Origin of the sequence: Marinobacter sp., from assembly GCF_040904845.1 — a bacterium.
GTDB lineage: Bacteria > Pseudomonadota > Gammaproteobacteria > Pseudomonadales > Oleiphilaceae > Marinobacter.
In genome coordinates, this window is record NZ_JBBDSR010000016.1 from 15,233 (window position 1) to 37,608 (window position 22,376).

General features: G+C 57.9%; 24 protein-coding genes. 13 read left to right on the plus strand and 11 right to left on the minus strand.

Translation table 11 applies throughout. The features are described 5' to 3' along the window. Position 1 precedes the first annotated feature (1 nt). On the minus strand, positions 2-2,572 hold the full coding sequence (locus WD429_RS01780) for an FAD-dependent oxidoreductase (RefSeq protein ID WP_368420456.1): 2,571 nt from the start codon (positions 2,570-2,572) through the stop codon (positions 2-4). Positions 2,573-2,808: 236 nt separating this feature from the next. On the opposite strand from WD429_RS01780, the gene WD429_RS01785 reads away from it, so the two are divergent. Both WD429_RS01785 and WD429_RS01790 read left to right on the plus strand, forming a co-directional pair. Further along, complete coding sequence (locus WD429_RS01785) at positions 2,809-3,153, plus strand: PBPRA1643 family SWIM/SEC-C metal-binding motif protein (protein WP_368420457.1); 345 nt, start codon at positions 2,809-2,811, stop codon at positions 3,151-3,153. Between the two features lie 36 nt (positions 3,154-3,189). Then, positions 3,190-3,621 carry a DUF3010 family protein gene (locus WD429_RS01790; RefSeq protein ID WP_368420458.1) on the plus strand — a complete coding sequence of 144 codons (432 nt, stop codon included), beginning with the start codon at positions 3,190-3,192 and terminating at the stop codon, positions 3,619-3,621. A gap of 117 nt (positions 3,622-3,738) precedes the next feature. Here WD429_RS01790 and WD429_RS01795 read toward each other — a convergent pair whose 3' ends face one another. Next, complete coding sequence (locus tag WD429_RS01795; RefSeq protein ID WP_368420459.1) at positions 3,739-4,308, minus strand: outer membrane beta-barrel protein; 570 nt, start codon at positions 4,306-4,308, stop codon at positions 3,739-3,741. Between the two features lie 153 nt (positions 4,309-4,461). On the opposite strand from WD429_RS01795, the gene WD429_RS01800 reads away from it, so the two are divergent. Then, on the plus strand, positions 4,462-4,785 hold the full coding sequence (locus tag WD429_RS01800) for a hypothetical protein (RefSeq protein ID WP_368420460.1): 324 nt from the start codon (positions 4,462-4,464) through the stop codon (positions 4,783-4,785). 26 nt (positions 4,786-4,811) lie between these two features. Here WD429_RS01800 and WD429_RS01805 read toward each other — a convergent pair whose 3' ends face one another. Together WD429_RS01805 and WD429_RS01810 are read right to left on the minus strand one after the other, a co-directional pair. Further along, entirely contained in the window at positions 4,812-5,555 is a 744-nt protein-coding gene (locus WD429_RS01805) for a substrate-binding periplasmic protein (protein WP_368420461.1), read from the minus strand. A gap of 105 nt (positions 5,556-5,660) precedes the next feature. Beyond that, a complete protein-coding gene (locus WD429_RS01810) occupies positions 5,661-6,092 on the minus strand; it encodes a PaaI family thioesterase (protein WP_368420462.1) in 432 nt (143 codons plus the stop codon). Between the two features lie 302 nt (positions 6,093-6,394). Between WD429_RS01810 and WD429_RS01815 the strand changes: the two genes are divergently transcribed. Together WD429_RS01815 and WD429_RS01820 are read left to right on the plus strand one after the other, a co-directional pair. Beyond that, entirely contained in the window at positions 6,395-6,769 is a 375-nt protein-coding gene (locus WD429_RS01815; protein ID WP_368420463.1) for a hypothetical protein, read from the plus strand. Between the two features lie 86 nt (positions 6,770-6,855). Continuing rightward, complete coding sequence (locus tag WD429_RS01820) at positions 6,856-7,239, plus strand: DUF2750 domain-containing protein (RefSeq protein WP_368420464.1); 384 nt, start codon at positions 6,856-6,858, stop codon at positions 7,237-7,239. 14 nt (positions 7,240-7,253) lie between these two features. Here WD429_RS01820 and arfB read toward each other — a convergent pair whose 3' ends face one another. Then, entirely contained in the window at positions 7,254-7,667 is a 414-nt protein-coding gene (arfB, locus tag WD429_RS01825) for an alternative ribosome rescue aminoacyl-tRNA hydrolase ArfB (RefSeq protein WP_368420465.1), read from the minus strand. A 229-nt stretch (positions 7,668-7,896) separates the two neighbouring features. Between arfB and WD429_RS01830 the strand changes: the two genes are divergently transcribed. The 5 genes from WD429_RS01830 (at position 7,897) to WD429_RS01850 (ending at position 12,056) form a co-directional block, all read left to right on the plus strand. Next, entirely contained in the window at positions 7,897-8,862 is a 966-nt protein-coding gene (locus tag WD429_RS01830; RefSeq protein ID WP_368420466.1) for a putative zinc-binding metallopeptidase, read from the plus strand. 90 nt (positions 8,863-8,952) lie between these two features. Further along, positions 8,953-10,002 carry a mechanosensitive ion channel family protein gene (locus WD429_RS01835; RefSeq protein WP_368420467.1) on the plus strand — a complete coding sequence of 350 codons (1,050 nt, stop codon included), beginning with the start codon at positions 8,953-8,955 and terminating at the stop codon, positions 10,000-10,002. A gap of 115 nt (positions 10,003-10,117) precedes the next feature. After that, positions 10,118-10,816, plus strand: a complete 699-nt coding sequence (locus WD429_RS01840; RefSeq protein WP_368420468.1) for a crotonase/enoyl-CoA hydratase family protein — start codon at positions 10,118-10,120, stop codon at positions 10,814-10,816. 147 nt (positions 10,817-10,963) lie between these two features. Further along, positions 10,964-11,530 carry an elongation factor P-like protein YeiP gene (yeiP, locus tag WD429_RS01845; RefSeq protein ID WP_368420469.1) on the plus strand — a complete coding sequence of 189 codons (567 nt, stop codon included), beginning with the start codon at positions 10,964-10,966 and terminating at the stop codon, positions 11,528-11,530. A gap of 25 nt (positions 11,531-11,555) precedes the next feature. Beyond that, positions 11,556-12,056 (plus strand): acyl-CoA thioesterase, encoded by a 501-nt coding sequence (locus WD429_RS01850; protein ID WP_368420470.1) that lies wholly within the window; start codon positions 11,556-11,558, stop codon positions 12,054-12,056. An 11-nt stretch (positions 12,057-12,067) separates the two neighbouring features. On the opposite strand, the gene WD429_RS01855 is transcribed toward WD429_RS01850, so the two are convergent. Continuing rightward, positions 12,068-12,520: an Lrp/AsnC ligand binding domain-containing protein gene (locus WD429_RS01855; RefSeq protein WP_368420471.1), complete on the minus strand. Its 453-nt coding sequence runs from the start codon at positions 12,518-12,520 to the stop codon at positions 12,068-12,070. Between the two features lie 312 nt (positions 12,521-12,832). On the opposite strand from WD429_RS01855, the gene putA reads away from it, so the two are divergent. Continuing rightward, positions 12,833-16,462: a bifunctional proline dehydrogenase/L-glutamate gamma-semialdehyde dehydrogenase PutA gene (putA, locus tag WD429_RS01860; RefSeq protein WP_368420472.1), complete on the plus strand. Its 3,630-nt coding sequence runs from the start codon at positions 12,833-12,835 to the stop codon at positions 16,460-16,462. Between the two features lie 15 nt (positions 16,463-16,477). Here putA and WD429_RS01865 read toward each other — a convergent pair whose 3' ends face one another. The 3 genes from WD429_RS01865 to WD429_RS01875 all read right to left on the minus strand — a co-directional run bounded on the left by WD429_RS01865 (position 16,478) and on the right by WD429_RS01875 (position 18,333). Further along, positions 16,478-17,197, minus strand: a complete 720-nt coding sequence (locus WD429_RS01865) for a lytic transglycosylase domain-containing protein (RefSeq protein ID WP_368420473.1) — start codon at positions 17,195-17,197, stop codon at positions 16,478-16,480. Positions 17,198-17,297: 100 nt separating this feature from the next. Continuing rightward, on the minus strand, positions 17,298-17,474 hold the full coding sequence (locus WD429_RS01870) for a DUF1328 domain-containing protein (protein WP_368420474.1): 177 nt from the start codon (positions 17,472-17,474) through the stop codon (positions 17,298-17,300). A 124-nt stretch (positions 17,475-17,598) separates the two neighbouring features. After that, positions 17,599-18,333 (minus strand): pseudouridine synthase, encoded by a 735-nt coding sequence (locus WD429_RS01875; protein WP_368420500.1) that lies wholly within the window; start codon positions 18,331-18,333, stop codon positions 17,599-17,601. A gap of 103 nt (positions 18,334-18,436) precedes the next feature. On the opposite strand from WD429_RS01875, the gene WD429_RS01880 reads away from it, so the two are divergent. After that, the gene (locus WD429_RS01880; RefSeq protein WP_368420501.1) at positions 18,437-19,318 is read left to right on the plus strand and encodes a DMT family transporter; all 882 of its coding nucleotides are present in this window, start codon (positions 18,437-18,439) and stop codon (positions 19,316-19,318) included. 16 nt (positions 19,319-19,334) lie between these two features. Next, entirely contained in the window at positions 19,335-20,225 is an 891-nt protein-coding gene (locus tag WD429_RS01885) for a diacylglycerol kinase family protein (RefSeq protein ID WP_368420475.1), read from the plus strand. Here the strand turns inward: WD429_RS01885 and WD429_RS01890 are convergent. After that, positions 20,217-20,699: a DUF4112 domain-containing protein gene (locus WD429_RS01890; protein ID WP_368420476.1), complete on the minus strand. Its 483-nt coding sequence runs from the start codon at positions 20,697-20,699 to the stop codon at positions 20,217-20,219. The genes WD429_RS01885 and WD429_RS01890 overlap by 9 nt on opposite strands. After that, complete coding sequence (locus tag WD429_RS01895; RefSeq protein ID WP_368420477.1) at positions 20,678-22,348, minus strand: GMC family oxidoreductase; 1,671 nt, start codon at positions 22,346-22,348, stop codon at positions 20,678-20,680. The genes WD429_RS01890 and WD429_RS01895 overlap by 22 nt, the downstream gene beginning before the upstream one ends. Positions 22,349-22,376 lie beyond the last annotated feature (28 nt).

Genomic DNA, 22,376 nt, shown 5'->3' on the forward strand with positions numbered 1-22,376 from the left:
GTCAGGATTTGACGCGCTCATTGTCGGGATCGAATAGCGCCCGGTAACCCACGGCTTCAATACGAATTGGGTAGTGTTCCTGGAAGTATTCCAGGGTTAATTCCCGGCCTTCCTGGGCATATTCCACCGGGATGTACCCCAGCAGGATGATTTTGCCCACTGAAGGTCCCCAGGCGATGCTGGTGTTGTAGGACCGTCGGCCGAGGCTGTCCACCAGCACCTCTCGGGTATCCGGATCCAGAATGGGCCACTGGCCGACCGGATAGCGCAGCACGCCTTTGGCGTCTGTGTGTTCGGTCAAGGTCATGGTGCATAGATAGGCTGATTGCTGAGGCCATTCCCGCTGTTCCAGATAAGCCGCTTTGCCATGGAAATCCGCTTCTTTGACCTTGGGCCGCTGCAGGCCGGCTTCGTACAGGTTGTATTCGGTTTCCAGATCCACATTCTGCAGCCGCAGGCTTTTCTCCAGCCGGCGGGTGTTGGCGTAGGTTTCGATACCCACCGGGGTAACGCCGGCCTCGTAGAGCAGGTCCCAGATTTTCAGGCCATAACTGAACGGGAAGTACAGCTCCCAACCCTGCTCGCCCACGTAGGATATGCGGAACGCCCAGACTGGAACGCCCCGGACGTTCAGTTCCCGTGCCGTGGCAAAGGGGAAGTTCTCCGCCGACAGTTCGTCCGGATGGGTGACGAACTGCGCCAGGGTTTCCCGGGCCTTCGGGCCCCAGAGCCCCAGTGCCGCCAGTTCGTCCGTGCGGTCCTGTACGCGGATGTTGGCGAGTCCTTTCTCCCTTGCCATGCGGGTCATCCAGCAATAATCCCGGTGGCCGGTGTCGCCACCGCAGACCACCCGGTAATCGTTGTCGCCCCGGCGGATGATGGTCAGGTCCGAACGGATACCGCCACGGGCATCCAGGAAGTGGGTGTAAACCCCCTTGCCAACGGGCGTGGTGCCGCCCACTTTGGCAACCGACAGGTACTCCAGCAGCGCTTCTGCATCGTCGCCGGATAGGTCGAAGATGGCGAAGTGGGACAGGTTGATCATGCCCACGGATTCACTCATTTCCAGTTGCTCGGCGTTGGATACTTCCCAGAAATGCCGCGCGTCCCATTCATGCTCCCGCACCGGTATGCGGTCGCGGTACTTCGCCAGCAGGGTGGCTTCGTTGGCGGCGTAGCCATGGGCCCGCTCCCAGCCGGCGGCCTCCATGAAGTAGGCTCCCAGCTCTACCTCCCGCAGATAGAACGGGCTGGTGCGCATCCGGCGGCCGGACATGTAGGGCTCACGGGGATGAACCGCCGGCGTATAGATTTTCTTGGCGGTTTCATAGCAGCGGCTGTAGACGTAGTCCGGTGTTTTCTGCAGTGGGTAGTGGCGCGCGATGTCGATGCTGTGGGGGTCCATCTCCGGCGAGCCGTTGGTCATCCAGTCCGCCAGGACCTTGCCGGCTCCCGGTCCGTCCTTGACCCAGACCGCTTCGCAGAACCACAGGTTACGTACTTCCGGAGATTCACCCATCAGGGAACCGCCATCGGGCGTTACTGACAGCAGGCCGTTGAAGGAGTGTTTTTCCTCCCAGCCCAGTTCGCCCAGGATTGGGGTCATTTCAATGGCTTTTTCGTAGGCGTTCATGACCTGGTCCAGCGACAGATCCCGCATGGACGGTGACAGCCTTGCCTCTCCGGGCTCGGCGATGGCGCCAGGGTAGACCAGTCGCGGGTTTTCCGCCTCGTAATAACCCCATTCAATACGGCCACCTTCGGTGGTGGTGGGGTCACCGGTATCCCGCACGTAGGCGGAGTTGCCCTGGTCGCGGAACAGCGGGTAGACAATCTGCTTGCCGGTGCCGTTGAGTTCCTCATAAGGCCCGAAGAACAGCAGTGGATGTTCCAGCGGCATCAGTGGCAGGGGTGAGTTTGCCGTGTTGGCCATCAAGGGGCCCCAGATACCCATGGACAGCACCACGTATTCCGTTTCAATGTAGCCCTTGTCGGTTTCAACGCCCCGCACCTGGCCGTCCTGGACATCAATACGCAGGGCCGGTGTGTAGGCGAAAGCCTGAAGCTTGCCGCTGGCGACCGCTTCCTCCACCAGGTCGCCGGCCACTTTCTGGGAGCGAGGCACCACCAGGCCTGCATCCGGGTCCCACATGGCACCCTGGATCTGGTTTTCGTCCACCAGCGGGAACAGCTCTTTTGCCTGTTTTGGCGAAATCATGCTGACGTTGGTGCCAAAGGCTTTCCCGGAGCCTACCTTGCGGCGGAGCTCATCCATGCGTTCGTCGTCATCAATGCGGGCCACCTCCATGCCGCCGCATTTGACATAGTTGCCGCGCTTCTCGTAAAACGCCTGGCTGTATTTAGTGGTGTAGATGTTCAGCTTGTCGTGGGAGGTGGTGAAGCAGAAGTCGGAGGCGTGGGAGGTGGAGCCGATATCCGTGGGAATGGCGGACTTTTCCAGCCCCACGATGTCGTCCCAGCCCAATTCAATCAGGTGGTGTGCCACCGAGGACCCAACGATACCGCCCTGGCCAATGATGACGACTTTTGCACGCTTCGGAAGTTGTGCCATTTTTATCACCCTCTGCCGCAATGAGTGCCCGCGAGCTTCGCGGGACGACCTCAGTTTAATGTGGCCCTGATTACCGGGGGGAGGTAAATTCAATACGACATCAAGGCGTCCAAAAACGGCAGTGCTGCATTCCTGCCTATATAATCCATTCCGTAAGCATGCTAAAACGTCTCGCCCAGCGCCAACCAGTGTCTTGTCGAGCGCACGGGGACTCCTCCGTTGATCAGGATCTCAGAATGTCAGACAAATTTTTCTTCAAAGGTCGTCAGGACGCGCGCCAACACCACACCGCGTACGGCGGTTTCAAGACCAACGCCAGTCAGAAGAGTGGTAGCAAAAAGCATCCGCTGACACTGGTCGTAACCAGCGAGGCGCGACAGCAAGAAATCGAAGCTCAGGTGGCGGAGGCGGGTCTGCATGCGAACATCACGCTGGATACCCGCGAAGGTGCTGTCGAATCCATTACTGAGCTGACCGCACTGCAGAACAAAGCGGCGACCGTTACCACGACGAAAGCACCCTCACGCAACGATCCGTGCAGCTGCGGCAGTGGGCTGAAATTCAAGAAGTGCTGTGGCTGATTGCGGCAGGTTGTTGGTAGCAAAGAGGGCTATGCCATGACTATATGCGGAGTAGAACTGACCGGCAGTGATGCGGTGGTGTGTTTGCTGAACCTGGACCGGGGGCAGTTCAGCCTGCCAGAGTGCAAGGTGCGCAAGCTGTCGCTGAAGAAAAACCACACCCGGGACGATTTGAAGCAGTTTCAGGCGGAGTTTGCTGCTTTGATGGCCGCACACGGGGTGAGCTGCGTGGCGATCAAAGAGCGGATGCCGAAAGGCAAGTTTGCCGGTGGTGCGATCAGCTTCAAACTGGAGGCCACCATTCAGTTGATTGCCGGCAGCGAGCTGGAGGTGAGAATGCTCCCAACAGCGCTGAGCAAGTCCACGCTGGCGGCGAAGCCGTTACCGATTGCCTTTGCCGAAACCGGGTTGAAGGCCTTTCAGGAAACGGCTTTTACCGCCGCGTATGTGGGGCATATGGCGAGGTAGGTGCATCCCGAACTCGGTAAAGAAGCCGCACCGTTGACGTGTGTCGGAGGGTGCTGGCTATATCGCACGACTGAACCTGTGACATTGCCCTCTTTAGTACTGCCCGGGCGTTGAGGGTCAGAAGGTGTACGCGGCCCCCACGGAGAAGTAATCAATGTCGAAGTTGTCGAGTTCGTAGCGCTCGTATTCCGCCCGAACCTGGAACGAGAACAGAGTAATCCTCGCCCCGGCTCCGTAAAACGGATCTGTGCCGTCTTCGTCGCCGATGTCGTCAAGGTCGCCGTCCCAGCTTATGGCACCGGCTTTGGCGAACACGCCAACGGGGCCAAGGTTTACACCAGCCAAAGCGGCACCGGTCCATCCATCGACTTCGAAGTCGGCATCGCTGAGAGGGCCTATATCACCGCGGAATTTGCCAAAATCAACGTAGGCACCTTCAACGGCGAGATCCACCAGCGGTATCAGGCCGAGGTTGTAGCCTACAAAGATCTTGTAGGCGGTATCCTCATCGTCAAAATCAATGGTCACGTCGCCAACTTCGTCTGAACCTGCACGTTCGTCGTCGAAGTCTAGCTGGGCCTCACCAATCGAGGCTCCGAGGTAAACGCCGCTGTCGCTGCCAGCGAGTGCGTGTCCAGATACTGCCAGAAAAGGGAGTGCAAAAATGAAGGGAATCGCGGTTTTCATGGTCTTAGCCTCCTGTGCCAAGAGAGCATTGGTTAAAAAATAGGCGATTTCTTGGTGCTTGTCGAACCCATAAACCTAAAATTATGGTAACTCTGGCCTGCTGTCCGATACTTTGGGATGGCGAACTGATCAAACATAGGAGAATAGTATTTAATGCCTGAAGATCCCCTGAAAACCCTGTCCGACATGGCCAGCGATGCCCACGTTCGTATCCAGGCCGCTCACCAGCATATCAATCCGGTTGTGGAAGTGCGTCGGGGCATGCGTGACTCCGGCATTCCTGCCGATGTAATGACTATTGACTGTCTGCGCACCCGCAGGCGGATCACCCTTGTGCTACACGATAAACAGCCGGGGTTGGTGCTTTATCAGTTCGTGACCATTGACGACGAGGTGGGCACCGATTTCAGGCAGGTGCCCTTGTCTGACGTGGATGTGGGGATGCTGGTTGACTGGATGCAGACGTACTTTGGCTGAGCCCCGTGTTTCCGGGGCCCGCTCGCTCAGAAACCGTAAGACCGGGAAATGGTGTCCTTTTCGCCAGACTCCACCAGCTTCTCATAGCTTTCGTTCAGAGCATCCAGAATCGCGGGGTCGGTGTCTTTGTGAACGGCCAGGTACATTGGGGTCTCGCGGAATACCAGAACGGCCTTGAGATCGGTTACGTCAGAAGAATCAGCCGCCAGATAGGGGCCGGCGAGACCGTCTGCTACCCACAGGTCAATCTGGTCATGTTCAAGGCGGCGGGCGTTCAGGCCGTTGTTGCTGATGGCTGAGACGTCGAATCCTCTGTCGGCCAGATAGCCGGTCATCACATCGCCCTTGTAGCCACCAATTTTGTATTTTCTGGCCTCTTCAAGATTCTTCAGTTCAATCGACGACCCTGGTTTGGCGAACAGCGTCCATTTGATGCCCGATAGCGGCCCGATCCAATCGAACGCGGGCTCCCGGTCTGGAGTTTTGGAAACGCAATAGATGGCATGGTCCGGGTGGTTCTGGGTGCGGTTCAGGCCATAGCTGAGGTCCCGCAGTTTAATGCTGTAATCCAGATTGGTCTGGGCAAGGAGTGCTTTCAATACGTCTGTGCACAAGCCGGTAATGTCGCTTGCGGAGTGGGCAAAGGGCTGGCCGTTGGTGGTCATGTTGTAGGGCGGGTATTGCTCGGTATAGATCCGCAGTTCTTCGGTGGCGGTCGCGCAGCCAGTTACCATCAACAGGGCCATCAATAGGCCGGTTTTTCCTTTCATGTGCTCACTCCATTACAGGTTGTATTTTTGGGAGCGAACGATGGTATTGGATGATTGTCCAGCCGTGCACCGTGGATTTCTCTGCTTTACATTTTCGAATTACTATTAAATCATCGTCATGATTGTGGCGGTCATGCTCGCCACCGGTTTGTCTCCCTGCTCACCGTACTCCGGGCTGTACAATAAGGCTTCTACAACGGAGATCGTTTTTCCTGGCTTTAAAACCACCGCCGATGAGGTAAAAACCTCGCCTTTGGCGGGGCGCAACAGGTTCACTTTAAACTCCACGGTTAATACATCCGCATCCGGCGGCATCAGGGTAAACGCGGCATACCCGCAGGCGCTGTCCATGATGGTGGTCACAATGCCGGCGTGAAGGTAATCGTTCTGTTGAGTGAACTTGGGGTTGTAGGGGAATCGGATTTCGACTTTTCCGGGGGCCAGAACCGACAATTCCGCGCCGAGAGTCTTCATCATGGCCTGTCTGTCGAAGCTCTTTTGGGTTCTTTCCAGGTACTGTTCGTTTTGTGCTTTCATTTACCCTCCTTAGCTTTCGCCGGTAGATCTGGTGATATAAAAGGTGCACGATGGCTGCGGTAAAGTCTATGTTTTGCTGCGTACGGAGCCAGTGTTCCCCGGTTTCTTTGGCTATTGGTTAATTTACCTCCGTTTACCCTGAACCCTTGTCGTTGTGGCTTCTTTGCGATTTGTCCGGACGTTGCCAACAAACTTATCCACAGATTTTGTGGGAAAGTTACCCGCCAGAACGCCAGAGCGGTTGTGAAGTTCCGGGAGTATCCGGATACCATGCGTCTGGCGAGAACAAAATAGAGGTCCACATGAAGTTTCCCACCGTCACCGTTGTACTGGTATCCGCTGCCCTATTGTTCGTGCTGTGGGATCAGACCCGAGAACAGCCGGAGCCCGTTGAGGCCAGCCGCTTCGCCAACCTTGCGGCCAGCCCCGTCGAGCGCAGTGTCGCCGTTGACTGGGTGGTTGCGCAAATCCCCGCCCTCTGCGAAGAGGCAACCGGTCAGAGCCGTGGTGCACAGGCCTATTCGGAGTGTGTCACCGACAGTGAAGCGCGCACGTCGACCTGTCGGCGCGCGGTATATGATCGTTTCCCCGATGTCATTTCATCCAAAGCGGCGTTTCGGGACCTGTCCATCGCGGGGATGAACTGTCTGGTGCCCCAATCGGGATTGGTTGAATAGTCGCTTTCGGGGTAAAAAATACTGAACGGAAGGAATGCCTGGTGTAGGCTCGGCGTCAGACTGACAAACCAACGATGAGTATCCCTATGAACACCGATGAATTGGCAGCCGTACTTGAGCTGGATGGCGAAGAGCGTTACGACTATTTTCTGAGCCAGGTGGGCGAAGAGCGGGAAGTGTGGATTCTGGTGAATAACGAGAATCGCTTTCTGAAAATCTCATCGGAGGATGGCGAGGTGGAGTATCTGCCGGTTTGGCCCAGTGCCGATTTTGCGACGGACTACGCCAAGGGTGACAGTACGTTGTCTCCGCGAAGTCTTTCGCTGCCTGACTTTTTCAGGAAGTGGGTGCCGGGGCTGACAAACGACGGCCTGGAAGTTGGCGTGTTTCCGGGGCTCGATAAAACCCTGTGGATCACCGAGCCCGAAGAGCTAAAGCGAGATTTGCAGGACGAACTGTCGGATTTGTAAGCGCGTTCTGGCGCTCAGACTTTCACACTTCCCCTGAGCGCTTTGGTTTTTCCTTTACGGGTCTTTCCGTCAACGCGTCGCCGTTGGGAGGACTTTGTAGGGCGGGTCGGCCGCCGTGCCTTTTGCTGTTTCACAGCTTCCTGAATTAATACCTTCAACCGCTCCAGCGCATCTTCCTTGTTCAATTCGAGGGTGCGGAAAGACTGCGCCTTGATCACCACAATACCTTCATTGCTGATGCGCTGATCAGCGATCGCCATCAGCCGCTGTTTGTAAAAGGGCGGTAAGGTGGAGTGAAGAATGTCGAACCGCAGGTGAACGGCGGACGCAACTTTATTGACGTTCTGCCCGCCGGCTCCCTGTGCACGAATCTGGGTGAGGTCGATTTCCCAGTCCGCCAGTTCTACGGAGTTGGATATTTTCAGCATTGTCCGTCACGTGGTTTGTCATGTGGTTTGTAGCGGTCAAATGGACCGAAGTGCTTCGCCAGTATCCTACGCAAAAACCGTTCAACCGGGAAATTTTCGGGCCGCCACGGTGGTTGTCCGCTGTCGCTGGTTTTCTTGCCCGGTGGATGCTCCTTTGCTGTAGTGTATAGGTCGTCAGAGAGAGGTTGCACGTACATGCTCTTTACCGCTTAACAGGAGCACTCGCGTTATGATGGTTTTTTCCAATCCGGTCGGCTCCGGTCCCCTGTGGTTTGACAACCTGACCACCGCCGAAGGTACCCCGGTAGCCTACGATCCTCAGGCAAGGGCCTTTCTGCCCATGCCTCCCTTTTGTGCAAACCGGGAGATCATAGGTTGTAACTGGATCGCGCCAGAAGAGGGGGCGTTCTGCCGCGCCTGCGCCATGACGGCATTGGCACCGGACCCGACTATCCCCAACGCCATGCCGAACTGGGCAAACACCGAGGCGGCGAAGCGATGGGTGCTGGATAATCTCGGCCGCTGGCACTGGTTCCGGCCGGAAGATCCAGGCACTCGCCCGGTCTTCCATATGCTCGCCGAGGGGCTGACGCCGGTCGCGATGGGGCATGTTAACGGTGTGGTCACGATCAGTGTGGCCGAGGCCGATCCAGTCGTTCGCGCAACACGCAGGCAAGCGCTGGAAGAGCCATACCGAACCATGGTTGGGCACATGCGCCATGAGATTTCGCATATGCTCTGGTGGCGGCTTAGCCTGCGTGAAGATTTTCTTGTCGCATTCCGGCAGATGTTTGGTGACGAACGTGCGGATTACACGGCCGCGCTTGAACGGCACTATCACCAGGGCCCGCCCGCCGACTGGAACCAGTTTTACCTGACCAGCTATGCCTCGTCGCATCCCCACGAAGACTGGGCCGAGACCGCAGCGCACCTGTTGCATCTGACAGACATCACCGACAGTTTCGTGGCATCCGGGCTGACGTCTCCCGAATTGCCCGGGCGCGGCTGGGAACCCTATTCAGAGCCGGACTCCGCGTTGCTGATTCATGTCGCGGCCTCGTTGGCCATGCGGGTTAATCATGTTAACCGTTCAATGGGCCTGTCGGACCTGTATCCCTTCGTACTCTCGGAGACCTCAAGGCGCAAACTGGCGTTCGTGCACGATTGGCTGCGCCGGGGTGCACAGGGCCGCTGACAGCCCTTAGTCTTTCAAAGAGCAAGCAATGCACAGGGTTTTGCGGCTATCATGCGGGTTTTGGGACCACAGTGAACTCGCGGAGGGGCAATGCTGGAAGCGTTTGAGGCCGGTTTAAAGGCGTGGTGGTGGCCTGGATCTTCAGCCATTCTTGCTGTTGTGGCCACCTATGCGATTTATCGGCTTGCCTTGGCCATTTTTCGCCATTTTTCTGAATCCAGAACCGTGCTGCGGTTGTTTCTTGACGCTGCCGCTCGGGCTCTTGGTATTGTCTTTTGTCTGTTGGCGCTGAACGGGATGCTGAGGGCGGCACCGGCGGATCTGCCATTGATGACAGCGGTGCAGCACGTCACCGCATTGTTGCTTGTGCTGGCGCTCACCTGGGCGGCGGTCCGGCTGACGTCCGCGATCGGTGACGTTATTGTTGCGCTCAACCCGGTACTTGAGGGGCAGTGGATACGGGCGCGCAAAGTCGAAACCCAGACCCGGTTTCTCGTCCGGGCCTTGAACATCCTCATTGTGATTATCGGTTTTGGTGTTGCCCTGATGACCTTTGAGTCGGTTCAGCATATGGGCGCAAGCCTGCTGGCGTCGGCCGGTGTCGGGGGACTGATTCTGGGGTTCGCCGCCCGCCCGGTTCTGAGCAACTTGCTGGCGGGCATGCAGATCGCACTTACTCAACCTTTTCGTATAGACGATGTGCTGCATGTGCAGGGCGAATGGTGCTGGGTGGAAGAGGTGACTGCGACCTATGTGGTGTTGAGGGTCTGGGACCTTCGCCGGCTGGTTGTTCCGCTGCAGTGGTTTATCGAAAACCCGTTTCAGAACTGGTCCAGAAAAAATTCAGAACTGCTGGGCGCGGTGTTTGTGTGGGTGGATTACACCATGCCGATCGAGCCGCTGCGACAGGAGTTCAAGCGGTTGCTGGGGAACTCGGAGCTTTGGGACGGCAAGCTGGCGACGGTGCAGGTGACCGATTCAAACGATCAGGCCGTGCAGGTGCGGTTTTTGATGAGCGCTTCGGATTCCAGCAGGAACTGGGATCTGAGATGCGCCGTTCGGGAGGGTTTGGTAACGTTCATCCAGGAAAACTACTCTGCGCAGTTGCCGCGCCTGAGGGCCAGGCTGCTTGATAGCTGACACGGAAAGCCAGCAGGCGTGCGTTGAATTTTTCGACCAGCGTGGCCAGGCTACAATCTGGCTCTCTGTAAGTTAATAAACACGGACTTTAATAAACGCTAAAGAGGTAAGAAAAGTGACTGACCTGGTAGCCTATGATTTGAAAGACGGCGTTGCCACCGTTGCCATTAACAACGGTAAGGCGAATGGCCTCAGCCATGACGTATTTGAAGCGCTGAATGCGGCGCTGGATCAGGCCGAGCAGGACAAGGTCGTGGTGATTCTGACCGGGCAACCGGGCGTTTTCTCCGCGGGTTATGATCTGAAAGAAATGCAGAAAGGCCCGGCCGAGGCGGTCGCATTGGTCACCGTCGGTTCCAAACTGACCCGCCGGCTGGCGGCCTACCCGCTGCCGGTGATTGCCGCCTGCAGTGGCCACGCCATTGCCAAGGGGGCGTTCATTCTCTTGTCGGTTGATCACCGTATCGGCATCGAAGGCTCGTTCAAGCTGGGCCTGAACGAAGTGGCCATTGGCATGACCATGCACCACGCGGGTATTGAAATTGCCCGTCACCGCCTGGCCCCGGCGCACTTCTACCGCTCGGTGGTGAACGCCGAGATCTACAGTCCGGAAGGGGCGGTTGAAGCCGGTTTCCTCGACGAAGTGGTGGCTCAGGACAAGCTGCTGGAGCGGGCTGGCGAGCTGGCACAACACTTCAAAACGTTGAATATGCGTGCCCACCGGGAAACCAAGGTCAAGGCCAAGGCGGACTACCTGGCGTTGCTGGATCGCTGCATCGTGAAGGACGCCGAGAACCTTGGGCTGAGCGGCTGATTCAGCCGAACGTCTGCAGGAATTGCCGGTACCCACAGCCATCACCACGCAGGGGCCGGAGCTTTCCCATGTCTTTCTCGATTCTCGCACGGCTTCATGGTATATCAGCAGCCTTATTGTCCCATTTTTTGTTTGGAAGCTTCAGCCATGCCTAAAGCCAGTGACATCAAAAAGAACTCAGCGGTCGATTACGATGGTCGCGCCTATTTCGTCAAAGATATTGAGCGTTCGGTTCCGCAGGGCCGCGCCGGTGGAAGCCTCTACCGCATGCGACTGTACGATGTGGTCACCGGCAGCAAGCTGGACGAAACCTTCAAGGATTCCGACATGCTCAACCTCGCGGACCTGGTGCGCCGGCCGGTCTCCTTTTCCTATTCCGACGGTGACGAATACGTCTTTATGGACAGCGAAGATTTCACCCAGTACGGTCTGAACCGCGAAGCCATCGCTGACGAGTTGCTGTTTATTGGTGAAGAAACCCAGGGCCTGATGGTTATTCTGGTCAGCGATGCGCCGGTGGCGCTGGATCTGCCCCCGACAGTGGATCTGGAAATTCTGGAAACCGACCCGTCGGTCAAGGGCGGTTCGGCGACGGCGAGAACCAAGCCTGCCAAGTTGACCACCGGGCTGGTGATCCAGGTGCCTGAGCACATTTCCACCGGCGATCGCATCAAAATCAATGTCGACGAGCGGCGGTTTCTCGGCCGCGCCTGACCTCATTTCAGGAGAGACTATCGGTATGCCGGAACTAGCCCCCAAACCGGTGTCTGCCTCAGCCATAGAGAAGCACGTGTATAAGGTGTTTCCCAATGACATGAACGCCCACGATACGGTGTTTGGGGGCATGATCATGGCCAAGTGCGATCGCCTCGCACTGGTGGTCGCGGAGCGTCATTCCGCCCATGTGTGCGTGACTGCGGCGGTGGATTCGATTCATTTTCGCGCCCCCGCCAAAGGTAACGACACGCTGCTGTTCAGCCTGTCGCTGAACCGCAGTTGGGGTTCGTCCATGGAGATTGGTGCGCGGGTGGAAGCGGAAAACAGTTACACCGGTGACGTGCGCCACATTCTCTCGGCATTTTTTACCTTTGTCGCCCTCGACGAAAACGACAAGCCCATCGATGTGCCTGCGGTCATTCCGGAAACGGGAGGGCAGCAACGCCGCTTCGACAACGCTGAAATACGCCGGGAAGGTCGCCTGGCAACCCGCAAGAAGCTGTCCGGTGGTCAAGGAGCCTGAACTCCGGATACTCAGAGACCGCCGTCGCGGACATTCTCCATAACCACGAATGTACTGGTCTGCAGCACGTGTGGCAGGGCGGAAATTTGCTCACCCAGTACCTGTCGGTATTCCGCCATGTCGCCGGTTCGCACCTTTAACAGGTAATCGAAGTTCCCGGCAATCATGTGGCATTGCTCAACCGCCGAGATCCGTTTGACCGCCGTGTTGAACGCCGCCAGCGCGTCGCTGCTGGTGTCGCTCAGGGTAACCTGAGCAAAAGCAATATGACTCTGCCCCAGCTTGGCCTGGTTCACCAGCGCCGTGTACCCAGTGATGAACCCGTGTTCTTCCAGCCGTCGCATGCGAACCTGGCAGGGGGTTTTGGAGAGCCCGACCCGTGACGCCAGCTCGGTCACTGTGATGCGCGCGTTCTTCTGCAGCTCGCGAATAATGGAGTGATCGATTCTGTCCAGCTCGACCATGGTTACCTGCCCCGATAGATAGATGGAAAGAGAAGGTGGCGGCCCTGATCATCCATTTTCGTGCCTTCAGGCAAGACCTGGTCAGGGGCGCTATGCTTAACAGGATGCGTACCAGGGATCGCAAGGGCTCACACCTTGTTTTCGCATCAGTCTAAGTCTTTTTTCCTGAAAAATTTACCTTTAATGAAAATTAAATAAATTATTGGTCATTAAAAGAGACGATATGTCGCGTCAGTTTTCATTTTACAGTGAAATTGTCTTTCCCATTATCGGTAGAATGCGGCAAAGACAAACAATCGAGAGGGTAGAGCCATGAGACCGCAGCAATCAGTGACCCCGGAGCTGGCAGACAGCCGGCAGGCCATTCGCGATTATAACCTCGCGGACGAATACACCGTGATCCGTGAGTTGATTGCTGGCGCGCAGCTTTCCCAGACCGAGCGAGACGCGATTTCCGCCCGCGCCGCTGACCTGGTGCGTGACGTTCGCAAGCACGCCAAGTCCACCATCATGGAAAAGTTTCTGGCGGAGTATGGCCTGACGACCAAGGAAGGTGTTGCGCTGATGTGCCTGGCAGAAGCGCTACTGCGGGTGCCGGATAACACCACCATCCATGAGCTGATCGAAGACAAGATCACGTCCGGTGCCTGGGGTGCCCACATTGGTAAAGCGTCATCGCCGCTGATTAACACCGCCACGGTCGCGCTATTGATGACCAGCAACCTGCTGAAAGACTCTGAGCGCAACAGTGTGGGTGACACCCTGCGCAAGCTGCTCAAACGGTTTGGTGAGCCAGTCGTGAGAACCGTGGCCGGCCAGGCGATGAAGGAAATGGGTCGTCAGTTCGTGCTCGGTCGCGACATCGACGAAGCCCAGGACGAAGCCGAAGAGTACATGGAAAAAGGCTACACCTATTCCTACGATATGCTGGGTGAGGCCGCCCGCACCGACGATGACGCCAAGCGTTATTTCGACTCCTATTCCAATGCCATCGATGCCATCGCCAAAACCTGTCAGGGCGATGTGCGCAAAAATCCGGGCATTTCCGTCAAGCTCTCTGCGCTGCTGGCTCGCTACGAGTACGGCAATAAAGAGCGGGTGATGAATGAGTTATTGCCCCGCGCCCGCAAGTTGGTGCGAAAGGCTGCAGCGGCCAACATGGGCTTTAACATTGACGCCGAAGAGCAGGACCGCCTGGATTTGTCCCTGGATGTGATCGAAGAGCTGGTGGCCGATCCCGAGCTGGTCGGCTGGGATGGTTTCGGCGTTGTAGTACAGGCGTACGGCAAGCGTGCCGCGTTCACGCTGGACTGGTTATACGGCCTGGCGGAAAAACACGACCGCCGGTTTATGGTCCGCCTGGTGAAAGGGGCCTATTGGGACGCCGAGATCAAACGTGCCCAGGTAATGGGGCTGGACGGCTTTCCCGTGTTTACCCGCAAAGCCTGCAGTGACGTGTCGTTCGTGTCCTGTGCGACCAAACTGCTGAACATGGCGGACCGGATTTACCCGCAGTTCGCCACCCACAACGCACACTCCGTGTCGTCCATTCTTGAGCTGGCGCAATCCAAGGGCGTGGATAATTACGAGTTCCAGCGGTTGCATGGCATGGGTGAATCCCTGCACGGCGAGGTCATGAAAGTCAGTGGCGTTCCCTGTCGGATATACGCGCCGGTTGGCCCCCACAAGGATTTGTTGGCGTATCTGGTGCGCCGGCTGCTGGAAAACGGTGCCAACAGTTCGTTCGTGAACCAGATTGTGGACACCAGTATTACGCCGGAAGACATTGCCAAAGACCCGATCGATACCGTGGAAGAAATGGGTAGCACCATTTCCAGCAAGGCCATTGTGCATCCGTTCAAGCTGTTCGGTGAGCATCGGCGCAACTCCAAAGGCTGGGATATTACCGACCCGGTGACCGTGAAAGAGATCAATGAGGGTCGTGACCCATACCGTGACCACCGCTGGAAAGGCGGCCCCATGATTGTCGGCGATGTCGATGGCACGGAAGTCGAGGTGGTGCGGAACCCGGCGGACCCGGATGACCTGGTCGGCCAGGTGACTCAGGCGTCCGATACCGATGTGGATACCGCCGTCACCGCTGCGCTGTCAGGGTTTGCGAGCTGGTCTGAAACCCCGGTGGAAGAACGCGCGGCGTGCGTGCGCAAGGTCGGCGATCTGTATGAAGAACATGCCTACGAGCTGTTCGCCCTGGCCACACGAGAGGCGGGCAAATCCTTGCTGGACGCCGTCGCCGAAATTCGTGAAGCGGTGGATTTCGCCCAGTATTACGCCAATGAGGCCATCCGTTACAACGCCAGCGGCGACGCCCGTGGCGTCATCTGCTGCATCTCGCCATGGAACTTCCCGCTGGCCATTTTCACCGGTCAGATTCTGGCCAACCTGGCCGCGGGTAACACCGTGGTGGCCAAGCCAGCCGAGCAGACGTCCCTACTGGCAGTGCGGGCTGTGGAGCTGATGCACGAGGCGGGCATACCGCAGAACGCCATCCAGTTGCTGCCAGGTACCGGGGCCACCGTGGGCGGTGCGTTGACGTCCGATTCGCGGGTGGCCGGCGTGTGTTTTACCGGCTCCACTGCCACCGCCCAGCGCATCCACACGGTGATGACCGAGAACATGGAACCGGACGCACCGCTGGTGGCGGAAACCGGCGGGCTGAACGCGATGATCGTGGATTCCACGGCCCTGCCTGAGCAAGTCGTTCGCGATGTGCTTGCGTCATCATTCCAGAGTGCCGGTCAACGGTGTTCCGCGTTGCGCATGCTCTATGTGCAGAAAGACATCGCCGAGAACCTGTTGGAGATGCTTTACGGTGCCATGGAGGAGCTGGGCATCGGAGATCCTTGGCTGTTGTCCACCGACGTGGGGCCGGTTATCGATGAAAATGCACGTAAGATGATTGTTGATCACTGCGATGCGTTTGAGCGCAAAGGGCGCTTGCTGAAAAAGCTCAAGGTGCCCGAGAAAGGCCTGTTCGTCTCGCCGACGGTGCTGAGTGTCAGTGGCATTGAGGAGATGGAAGAGGAAATCTTTGGCCCGGTGTTGCACGTGGCCACGTTTGAGGCAAAGCACATCGACAAGGTGGTGGACGCCGTTAATGCCAAAGGGTATGGCCTGACGTTCGGTATCCATAGCCGGGTTGATCGGCGTGTCGAGCGTATTTCCAGTCGTATCAAGATGGGCAACACCTACGTGAATCGCAACCAGATCGGGGCCATTGTTGGCTCCCAGCCGTTTGGCGGCGAAGGGTTGTCGGGCACCGGCCCCAAGGCTGGTGGCCCGCAGTACGTGCGGCGCTTCCTGAAAGGTCACACCATTGAACGCGCAGCCGATGCCAGTGCCAAACCGATTGACCTCAAGAAGCTGGAAGGCCTGATCGGCAGCCTGAAGGACATGACTTCACCAGCGCCGCAAGCGCGAGTGGACGCCATGACACCCTTATTTGGTGAGGTTCCCGCGCCACTGGATGCTCATACCGAAGAGCTGCCGGGGCCAACCGGCGAACTCAACCGCTTGAGCAACCATCCCCGGGGGGTTGTGTTGTGCCTTGGGCCCGACAAGGAAACCGCGCTGCAACAGGCGGCGACTGCGTTGTCTCAGGGTAATAAAGTGGTGGTGATCGCACCCGATGTGGAAGACACCGTGGCCCAGGCGTCGAAAGCCGGCTTGCCGGTGGTGGGTAGCAACGGGTTGCTGCAATCAACGGCCCTGGAGCAGGCCCGGGGCTTCAGCGCCGTGGTCAGTTGCGCGGAGAAGCCGCTGCTGCGGGAGTACCGTCTGGCACTGGCGAAGCGTGAGGGTGCACTGCTGCCGCTGATCACCGAGCACACCCTGGATCAGCGCTTTGTGATCGAACGCCACCTGTGCGTGGATACGACGGCTGCCGGCGGAAACGCGAGCCTGATTGCAGCCTCGGAATAACGGTTGAATGGCCGCTTAGTTGGCTGCGTATCGCTCGTGCAAAATGCCCACACGCTTCACGTAGGCTTTTGTTTCAGCGTAGGGCGGAATGCCGCCGTAACGACCAACTGCGCCAGGCCCGGCGTTGTAAGCGGCCGTTGCCAGGCGCGTATCGCCCCCGAATCGTTTGAGCATCCGGGCGAGGTAATCGGCACCACCACGAATGTTCTCGGAGGCATCCATCGCGTTATTCACCGCCAGTTCCCTGGCTGTTCCCGGCATAAGCTGCATCAGCCCCTGGGCTCCTTTTGGGGAAAGCGCGCTGGGGTTGAATGCGGACTCGGCGTGGATAACGGCTCGAACAAGGGCTGGGTCGATATCAAACTGGTGGGCGGCGGTTTCAATTTCGCTGCGGTAGGGTTCGAGGAACAGCGGCGTTGTTCGCCAGTCCACCGTTGAGTCCGGGTCGCAGGCGTAGCAGTGAAAGCGGATTACGTCGAACTCTGCGCCGGCAGGCCGGCTGCCGCTGTAGGCCATCACTCCGTTGCTGTCCCGGTAACGATAGACTATCTCATCCTTGCTGGAAGCGAGGGGCTGGCCGGTGCCTTTCGCGTTTTTCGTCTCTTTCACGTTGGTGTATTCCACCGAGCCGTCCGGATGCACAACGCGTTTTACGCTGTCTCCGGCCGCGGGAGCCGATAGCAACGCAAGTATTAATGTGAGCAGTGGCGCAGAGAGTAATCTGACGGTGATCATGGTGCACTCGTGACAAGCCCGGCTGGGCAGACAACTGATGAAACACCGTCAGTATACGTGTTTATGGCGTGGATTGAATGTAACGATCCGCGTCGTCAGGCTAAACCTTCGGGCCTTTGCCTCGCATGGCATTAGCGACCAAGGTTACAACTAGCAATATCAGAAAGATAAAGAAGAGAACTTTTGCGATGCCTGCCGCTGTGCCTGCTATTCCTCCGAAACCCAGAACACCGGCAATGATCGCAATGACTAAACACACCACAGCCCAATAGAGCATTTCCTTTCCTCCTTTGATGGCTTCGTTTATTAACGTGGCACAGCTTTTGAGAAAGCACAAATGCCGCTTTCTGCCGGATTTGGGCGGTACGGCTATCTGTTCCTGTAACCTGTTGTTTAACTGATTATTTTTTTAATAATTGACAGTTCATTACGTTATGTTGATTGAACGCTGAGCGGGTTTCCTCTGACGTCAGTAACCGGTATTGCCCCGGCTGAAGGTCCGGATCCAATTGAACCTCGCCCATCCGTTCCCGGTGTAGCGAGACAACGCGGTTACCCACGGCATGGAACATGCGTTTCACCTGATGGTAGCGTCCCTCATAGATGGTCAGCCGGGCTTCCGTTGGAGTCAGGGGCTGCAGGGTGGCGGGGGATGTTCGTAGCTGTTCGTACTGGAACCAGATGCCTTCAGCAAACCGGGTTTCGGTCTCCGGAGACAGCGCGTAAGCGGTAGTGACCCGGTACACCTTGGGTATTTTGATTCGGGGCTCGGTCAGGTGCCGTGACCAGTTGCCATCGTTGGTCAGTATCAGCAGGCCGGTGGAGGCCCGGTCCAGGCGGCCTGCTATATGAAGGTCTGGCCGTAACGAGGGTTCTAACAGTTCAAGCACGGTGGGGTGTTGGTTGTCTCTGGTTGCGCTCAGATACCCTGCCGGTTTGTTGAGCATCAGATAGTACGCTGTTTTACCCTGTTGCAGGGTGTTGCCGCCCACCACGACAGAGGCAAAGCGGTCCACGTCTCGGGCTGGGTTTGTGCAAACCGTGCCGTCGATCATGGCCTCGCCAGCCGCAATCAGGGCGTTGGCCCGTTTGCGGCTTACGCCGTTGTGATTGCTGAGTATTCGCGACAGTTTCATGGCGGCAATGATAGCGTTTACCACGCTCTTTATCTGTATTGTTTGCCGGCTAACGACTACAGTAACCGGGTTCTGAATGTCGTTAACTCTGGGTGCCTGTGTCATGCGATCCCTGTTTTACACCTACCTCGTTCCAGCCCTGTTTGTATGGCTGTGGAGCACCGGGTTTATTGGTGCCAAGTATGGGCTGCCCTATGCAGAGCCATTCACGCTGTTACTGATCCGCATGCTGATCACGCTGGCGTTGCTGGCGGGGTTAGCCTGGTTAATGAAAACCCGCTGGCCGGGTTGGCGCAGTGCCGGCCACCTGGCAGTGACGGGGTTGCTGGTGCATGGCTGCTATCTGGGCGGGGTTTACTACGCCATTCAGGGCGGCATGCCCTCTGGAATCGTGTCGCTGATTGTGGGGTTGCAGCCATTGGTGACGGCTGCGGCAGCGGTGGTGATCCTGCGGGAGGGCGTGTCCGGTCGGCAATGGCTGGGCCTGATGATGGGGCTGCTCGGTGTCACCCTGGTGTTGCTGGAGCAATTTGCCGTTAAAGATGGCAGTGCCTCCGACTTTCCGCTGTGGACATTGGTCTGGGCCGGGTTTTCGCTGGTCGGCATTTCCCTCGGCACGGTGTATCAGAAGCGTTTTGGCACCCAGGCGGACCTGGTTGCCGGAACACTGATCCAGTACAGCGCCGCAGCGGCACTGTTTGCGGTAGGGGCATTTACCCTGGAATCCCGGGAAGTGACGTGGGCGCTTCCGCTGCAACTGTCGATGGTATGGCTCGTGTTCGGGGTGTCCATCGGTGCGATTTTGCTGTTGATGTGGCTGATACGGCGGGGGGCTGCTTCCCAGGTTGCCAGCCTGTTTTATCTGGTGCCGCCGGTGACTGCCCTGGAGGCATTCTGGCTGTTTGATGAGCGGCTGGGTCTGCTGGCGATGGCCGGTGGCATTGTGTCGATCACCGGCGTGGCCCTGGTGGTTACCCGAAAATAATGAGGAACCGACGAAAATGACCTATTGGTTGGTAGCGAATCCCAAGGCAGGGGACGGTGAGCGAAGTCAGGACTTCTGGCTGGAGCGGTTGGCCGCTGCGGGCATTCATGATCCGACCTGTCAGGATTTTGATAACTTTGATAACGATGACTGGAGCCAAAACGTCGAGCCCGGGGACGTAGTGATGGTTGCTGGTGGGGATGGGTCGGTCAACCGGGGTGCACGATTGTGCCTGGATCGGGACGCAACGCTGGCGGTGTTGCCTTCGGGAACCGCCAACGACTTCACTCGCAATCTGGACCTGCCGGAGAATCCGGACGACCTCTGTAACGTCATTAGCGACGGTCCGATACAGCAAGTGGACGTGGCCGAGTTTGATCATCAGTTATTTTTGAATGTGGCCCATGTTGGTTTGGGAACGGCACCGGTGTGTGAATCGGATGATGCCAGCAAAAAGCGGCTCGGGCGTTTCAGCTACGGTGTGGGGTTGCTGCGAAAACTGAGCGAGAAGCGAGGCTTTCACGCGCAGATCCGGTGTGACAAGGGGTTTGTCAGCGGGCGCTGGCTGTCGATTGCGATTGCCAATGGCGCTTTTTTTGGCGGTGGGAACGAAATTCCGGAGGCGTGTGCCAACGACGGGCAACTGGAACTCGTCGCCATCCGGCCGCGGCCAGTGATCCAGCTATTGATGACGTATTTGCTGCTTCGCCTCACCCGTAAATCGCCCAAGCGCACCAGCACTCTGGTGCATCTCAAGGGTGCGCGTTGCAGTGTCACCACCCGTAAACCCAAGACCGTGACCGCTGATGGCGATATCGCCACAAAAACACCGTTGAACGTTGTTTGCCGGCCACAGGCGCTCAGTGTTATTGGTCGATCAGTGGTGACCACCGCAGCGTCAGCCTAACAACAGCGGTATGACCAACCCCGTCACGGCGGCCAGCACAATCACCAGGCCAATCAGCTGCTTCCAGGGGAAACGGGGCTCTGGTTCGGTCTGCAGTTCTTTCTCCAGGTATTCCCGCAGGAGGCGGGTGTTGCGGGTGTTCGCCTTGTAGACAATATCAAAGGCATCGCCGACCACCGGAACCATCCCGCCGAACGTTTCGATCAGCATGTTTTTGACCATGTGCGTTTTCAGCCGTTTGCTGGCCCCGGCCCGATGGGCTTCCAGCAACACATACAGTGACAGCACCAGCCCGATAAGGTCCCCGACAACCGGCAGTAAGCCGATGATCGGGTCAAGCCCGAGACGTATCCGCGTATACGGGATGCGAAACGCGGTATCGGTTATTCGTGAGAACGAGTCCAGACGAGAGAGGGCCGCTCGCTGCCGTGCCTGGAGGGGGGTGCCTTCCTTCATTTTCCGGCCAGTATCCATGCTGCTGCTTTCTCCGCGATCATTAAGGTTGGCGAATTGGTGTTGCCGCTGGTGATTGTGGGCATCACGCTGGCGTCAACCACGCGCAGGCCGGACACACCACGAACCCGCAGATGGGAGTCTACAACGGCTAACGGGTCATCCGCGCGTCCCATTCGGGTTGTGCCTACAGGGTGGAAGATGGTGGTGCCAATGTCACCCGCCAGCCGGGCCAGTTCATCGTCGCTCTGAAACTGTGCTCCCGGTTTGTATTCTTCTGGCTGGTATTGCGCAAAGGCCGGCTGCCGGGCGATGCGGCGGGTGACTCGCAGTGAGTCCGCTGCGACTTTGCGGTCCTCCGGTGTGCTTAGATAGTTAGGGTCAATGGCGGGTGCCTCCAAGGGATTGCTACTGCGAATCCGTACCGTGCCACGGCTGGTCGGATTGAGATTGCACACGCTGGCGGTGATGGCGGGAAAATCATGCAGCGGCTGGCCGAAAGCATCCAGGCTCAGTGGCTGCACGTGGTACTGAATGTTGGCGGCAGCCTGATCGTCGGAGCTGCGGGTAAAGGCGCACAACTGGGAAGGTGCCATGCTCATGGGACCGGAGCGCTTCAGCAGGTATTCGAGGCCGATCATGGCTTTGCCCCACAGAGTGCCTGCCATAGTGTTGAGAGTGCGGGCCCCGTGAACCTTGTACACCGACCGTATTTGCAGGTGATCCTGCAGGTTTTCTCCCACGCCCGGCAAATCGGCCACCGTAGCAATGCCGTGTTGCGCCAGCAACTGTGCGGGGCCGATACCGGACAGCTGCAGCAAGTGTGGTGAACCAATAGATCCCGCAGACAGGATGACCTCCCGTTCTGCCCGTGCAGTGGTTTCAGCGGTGCCGGGCCGGGTAATCCGCACCCCGGTGCAGCGGGGCGGGCCGCCGGTGCCAGTGTCCATTTCGAGCCCCAACACCTGGGTGGAGTGCCAGACTGTCAGGTTGGGGCGTCTGGCGGCTGGTCGCAGGAAGGCTTTCGACGTGTTCCAGCGCCAGCCCGCGCGTTGGTTGACCTCGAAAAAATCGACCCCCTCGTTGTCACCGCGATTGAAGTCCCGGGTGCGGGGAATACCGGCCTGCACGGCGGCCTCCGCGAAATCTTCCAACACCTGCCATGTCAGCCGCTGGTGCTCTACGCGCCACTCCCCGCCGTGGCCATGGAAGCGGCTGTGTTCGGCGTCCGCGTTGGCTGGTGGGTCTAGCCGGTAATGGTCTTCATGGCGCATGAAATCTGGCAGGCAGTTATGCCACGCCCAGGCATCGTCTCCGGTGACGTCGGCCCAGTGATTGTAATCGCGGCTCTGCCCGCGGATATAGAGCATACCGTTAATGCTGGAGCAGCCACCGAGCGTTTTCCCGCGCGGGTAGATCAGGGCGCGGCCGTTTAACCCGGGCGTCGGTTCGGTGCGGAAGCGCCAGTCAGTTCGGGGGTTGTCGATGCAATAGAGGTACCCCACGGGAATGTGAATCCAGTGGTAGTTGTCCCGGCCGCCAGCCTCAATGAGCAGAACCCGGTTGTCCGGGTTGGCACTGAGCCGGTTGGCCAACAGGCAGCCAGCGGTTCCTGCCCCTACGATGATGAAATCAAAGCGGTCCGGTGAGGGGCTTGTGCGATCGGGCATGACGATAACCTTTGTTGTTTTTGTGTTG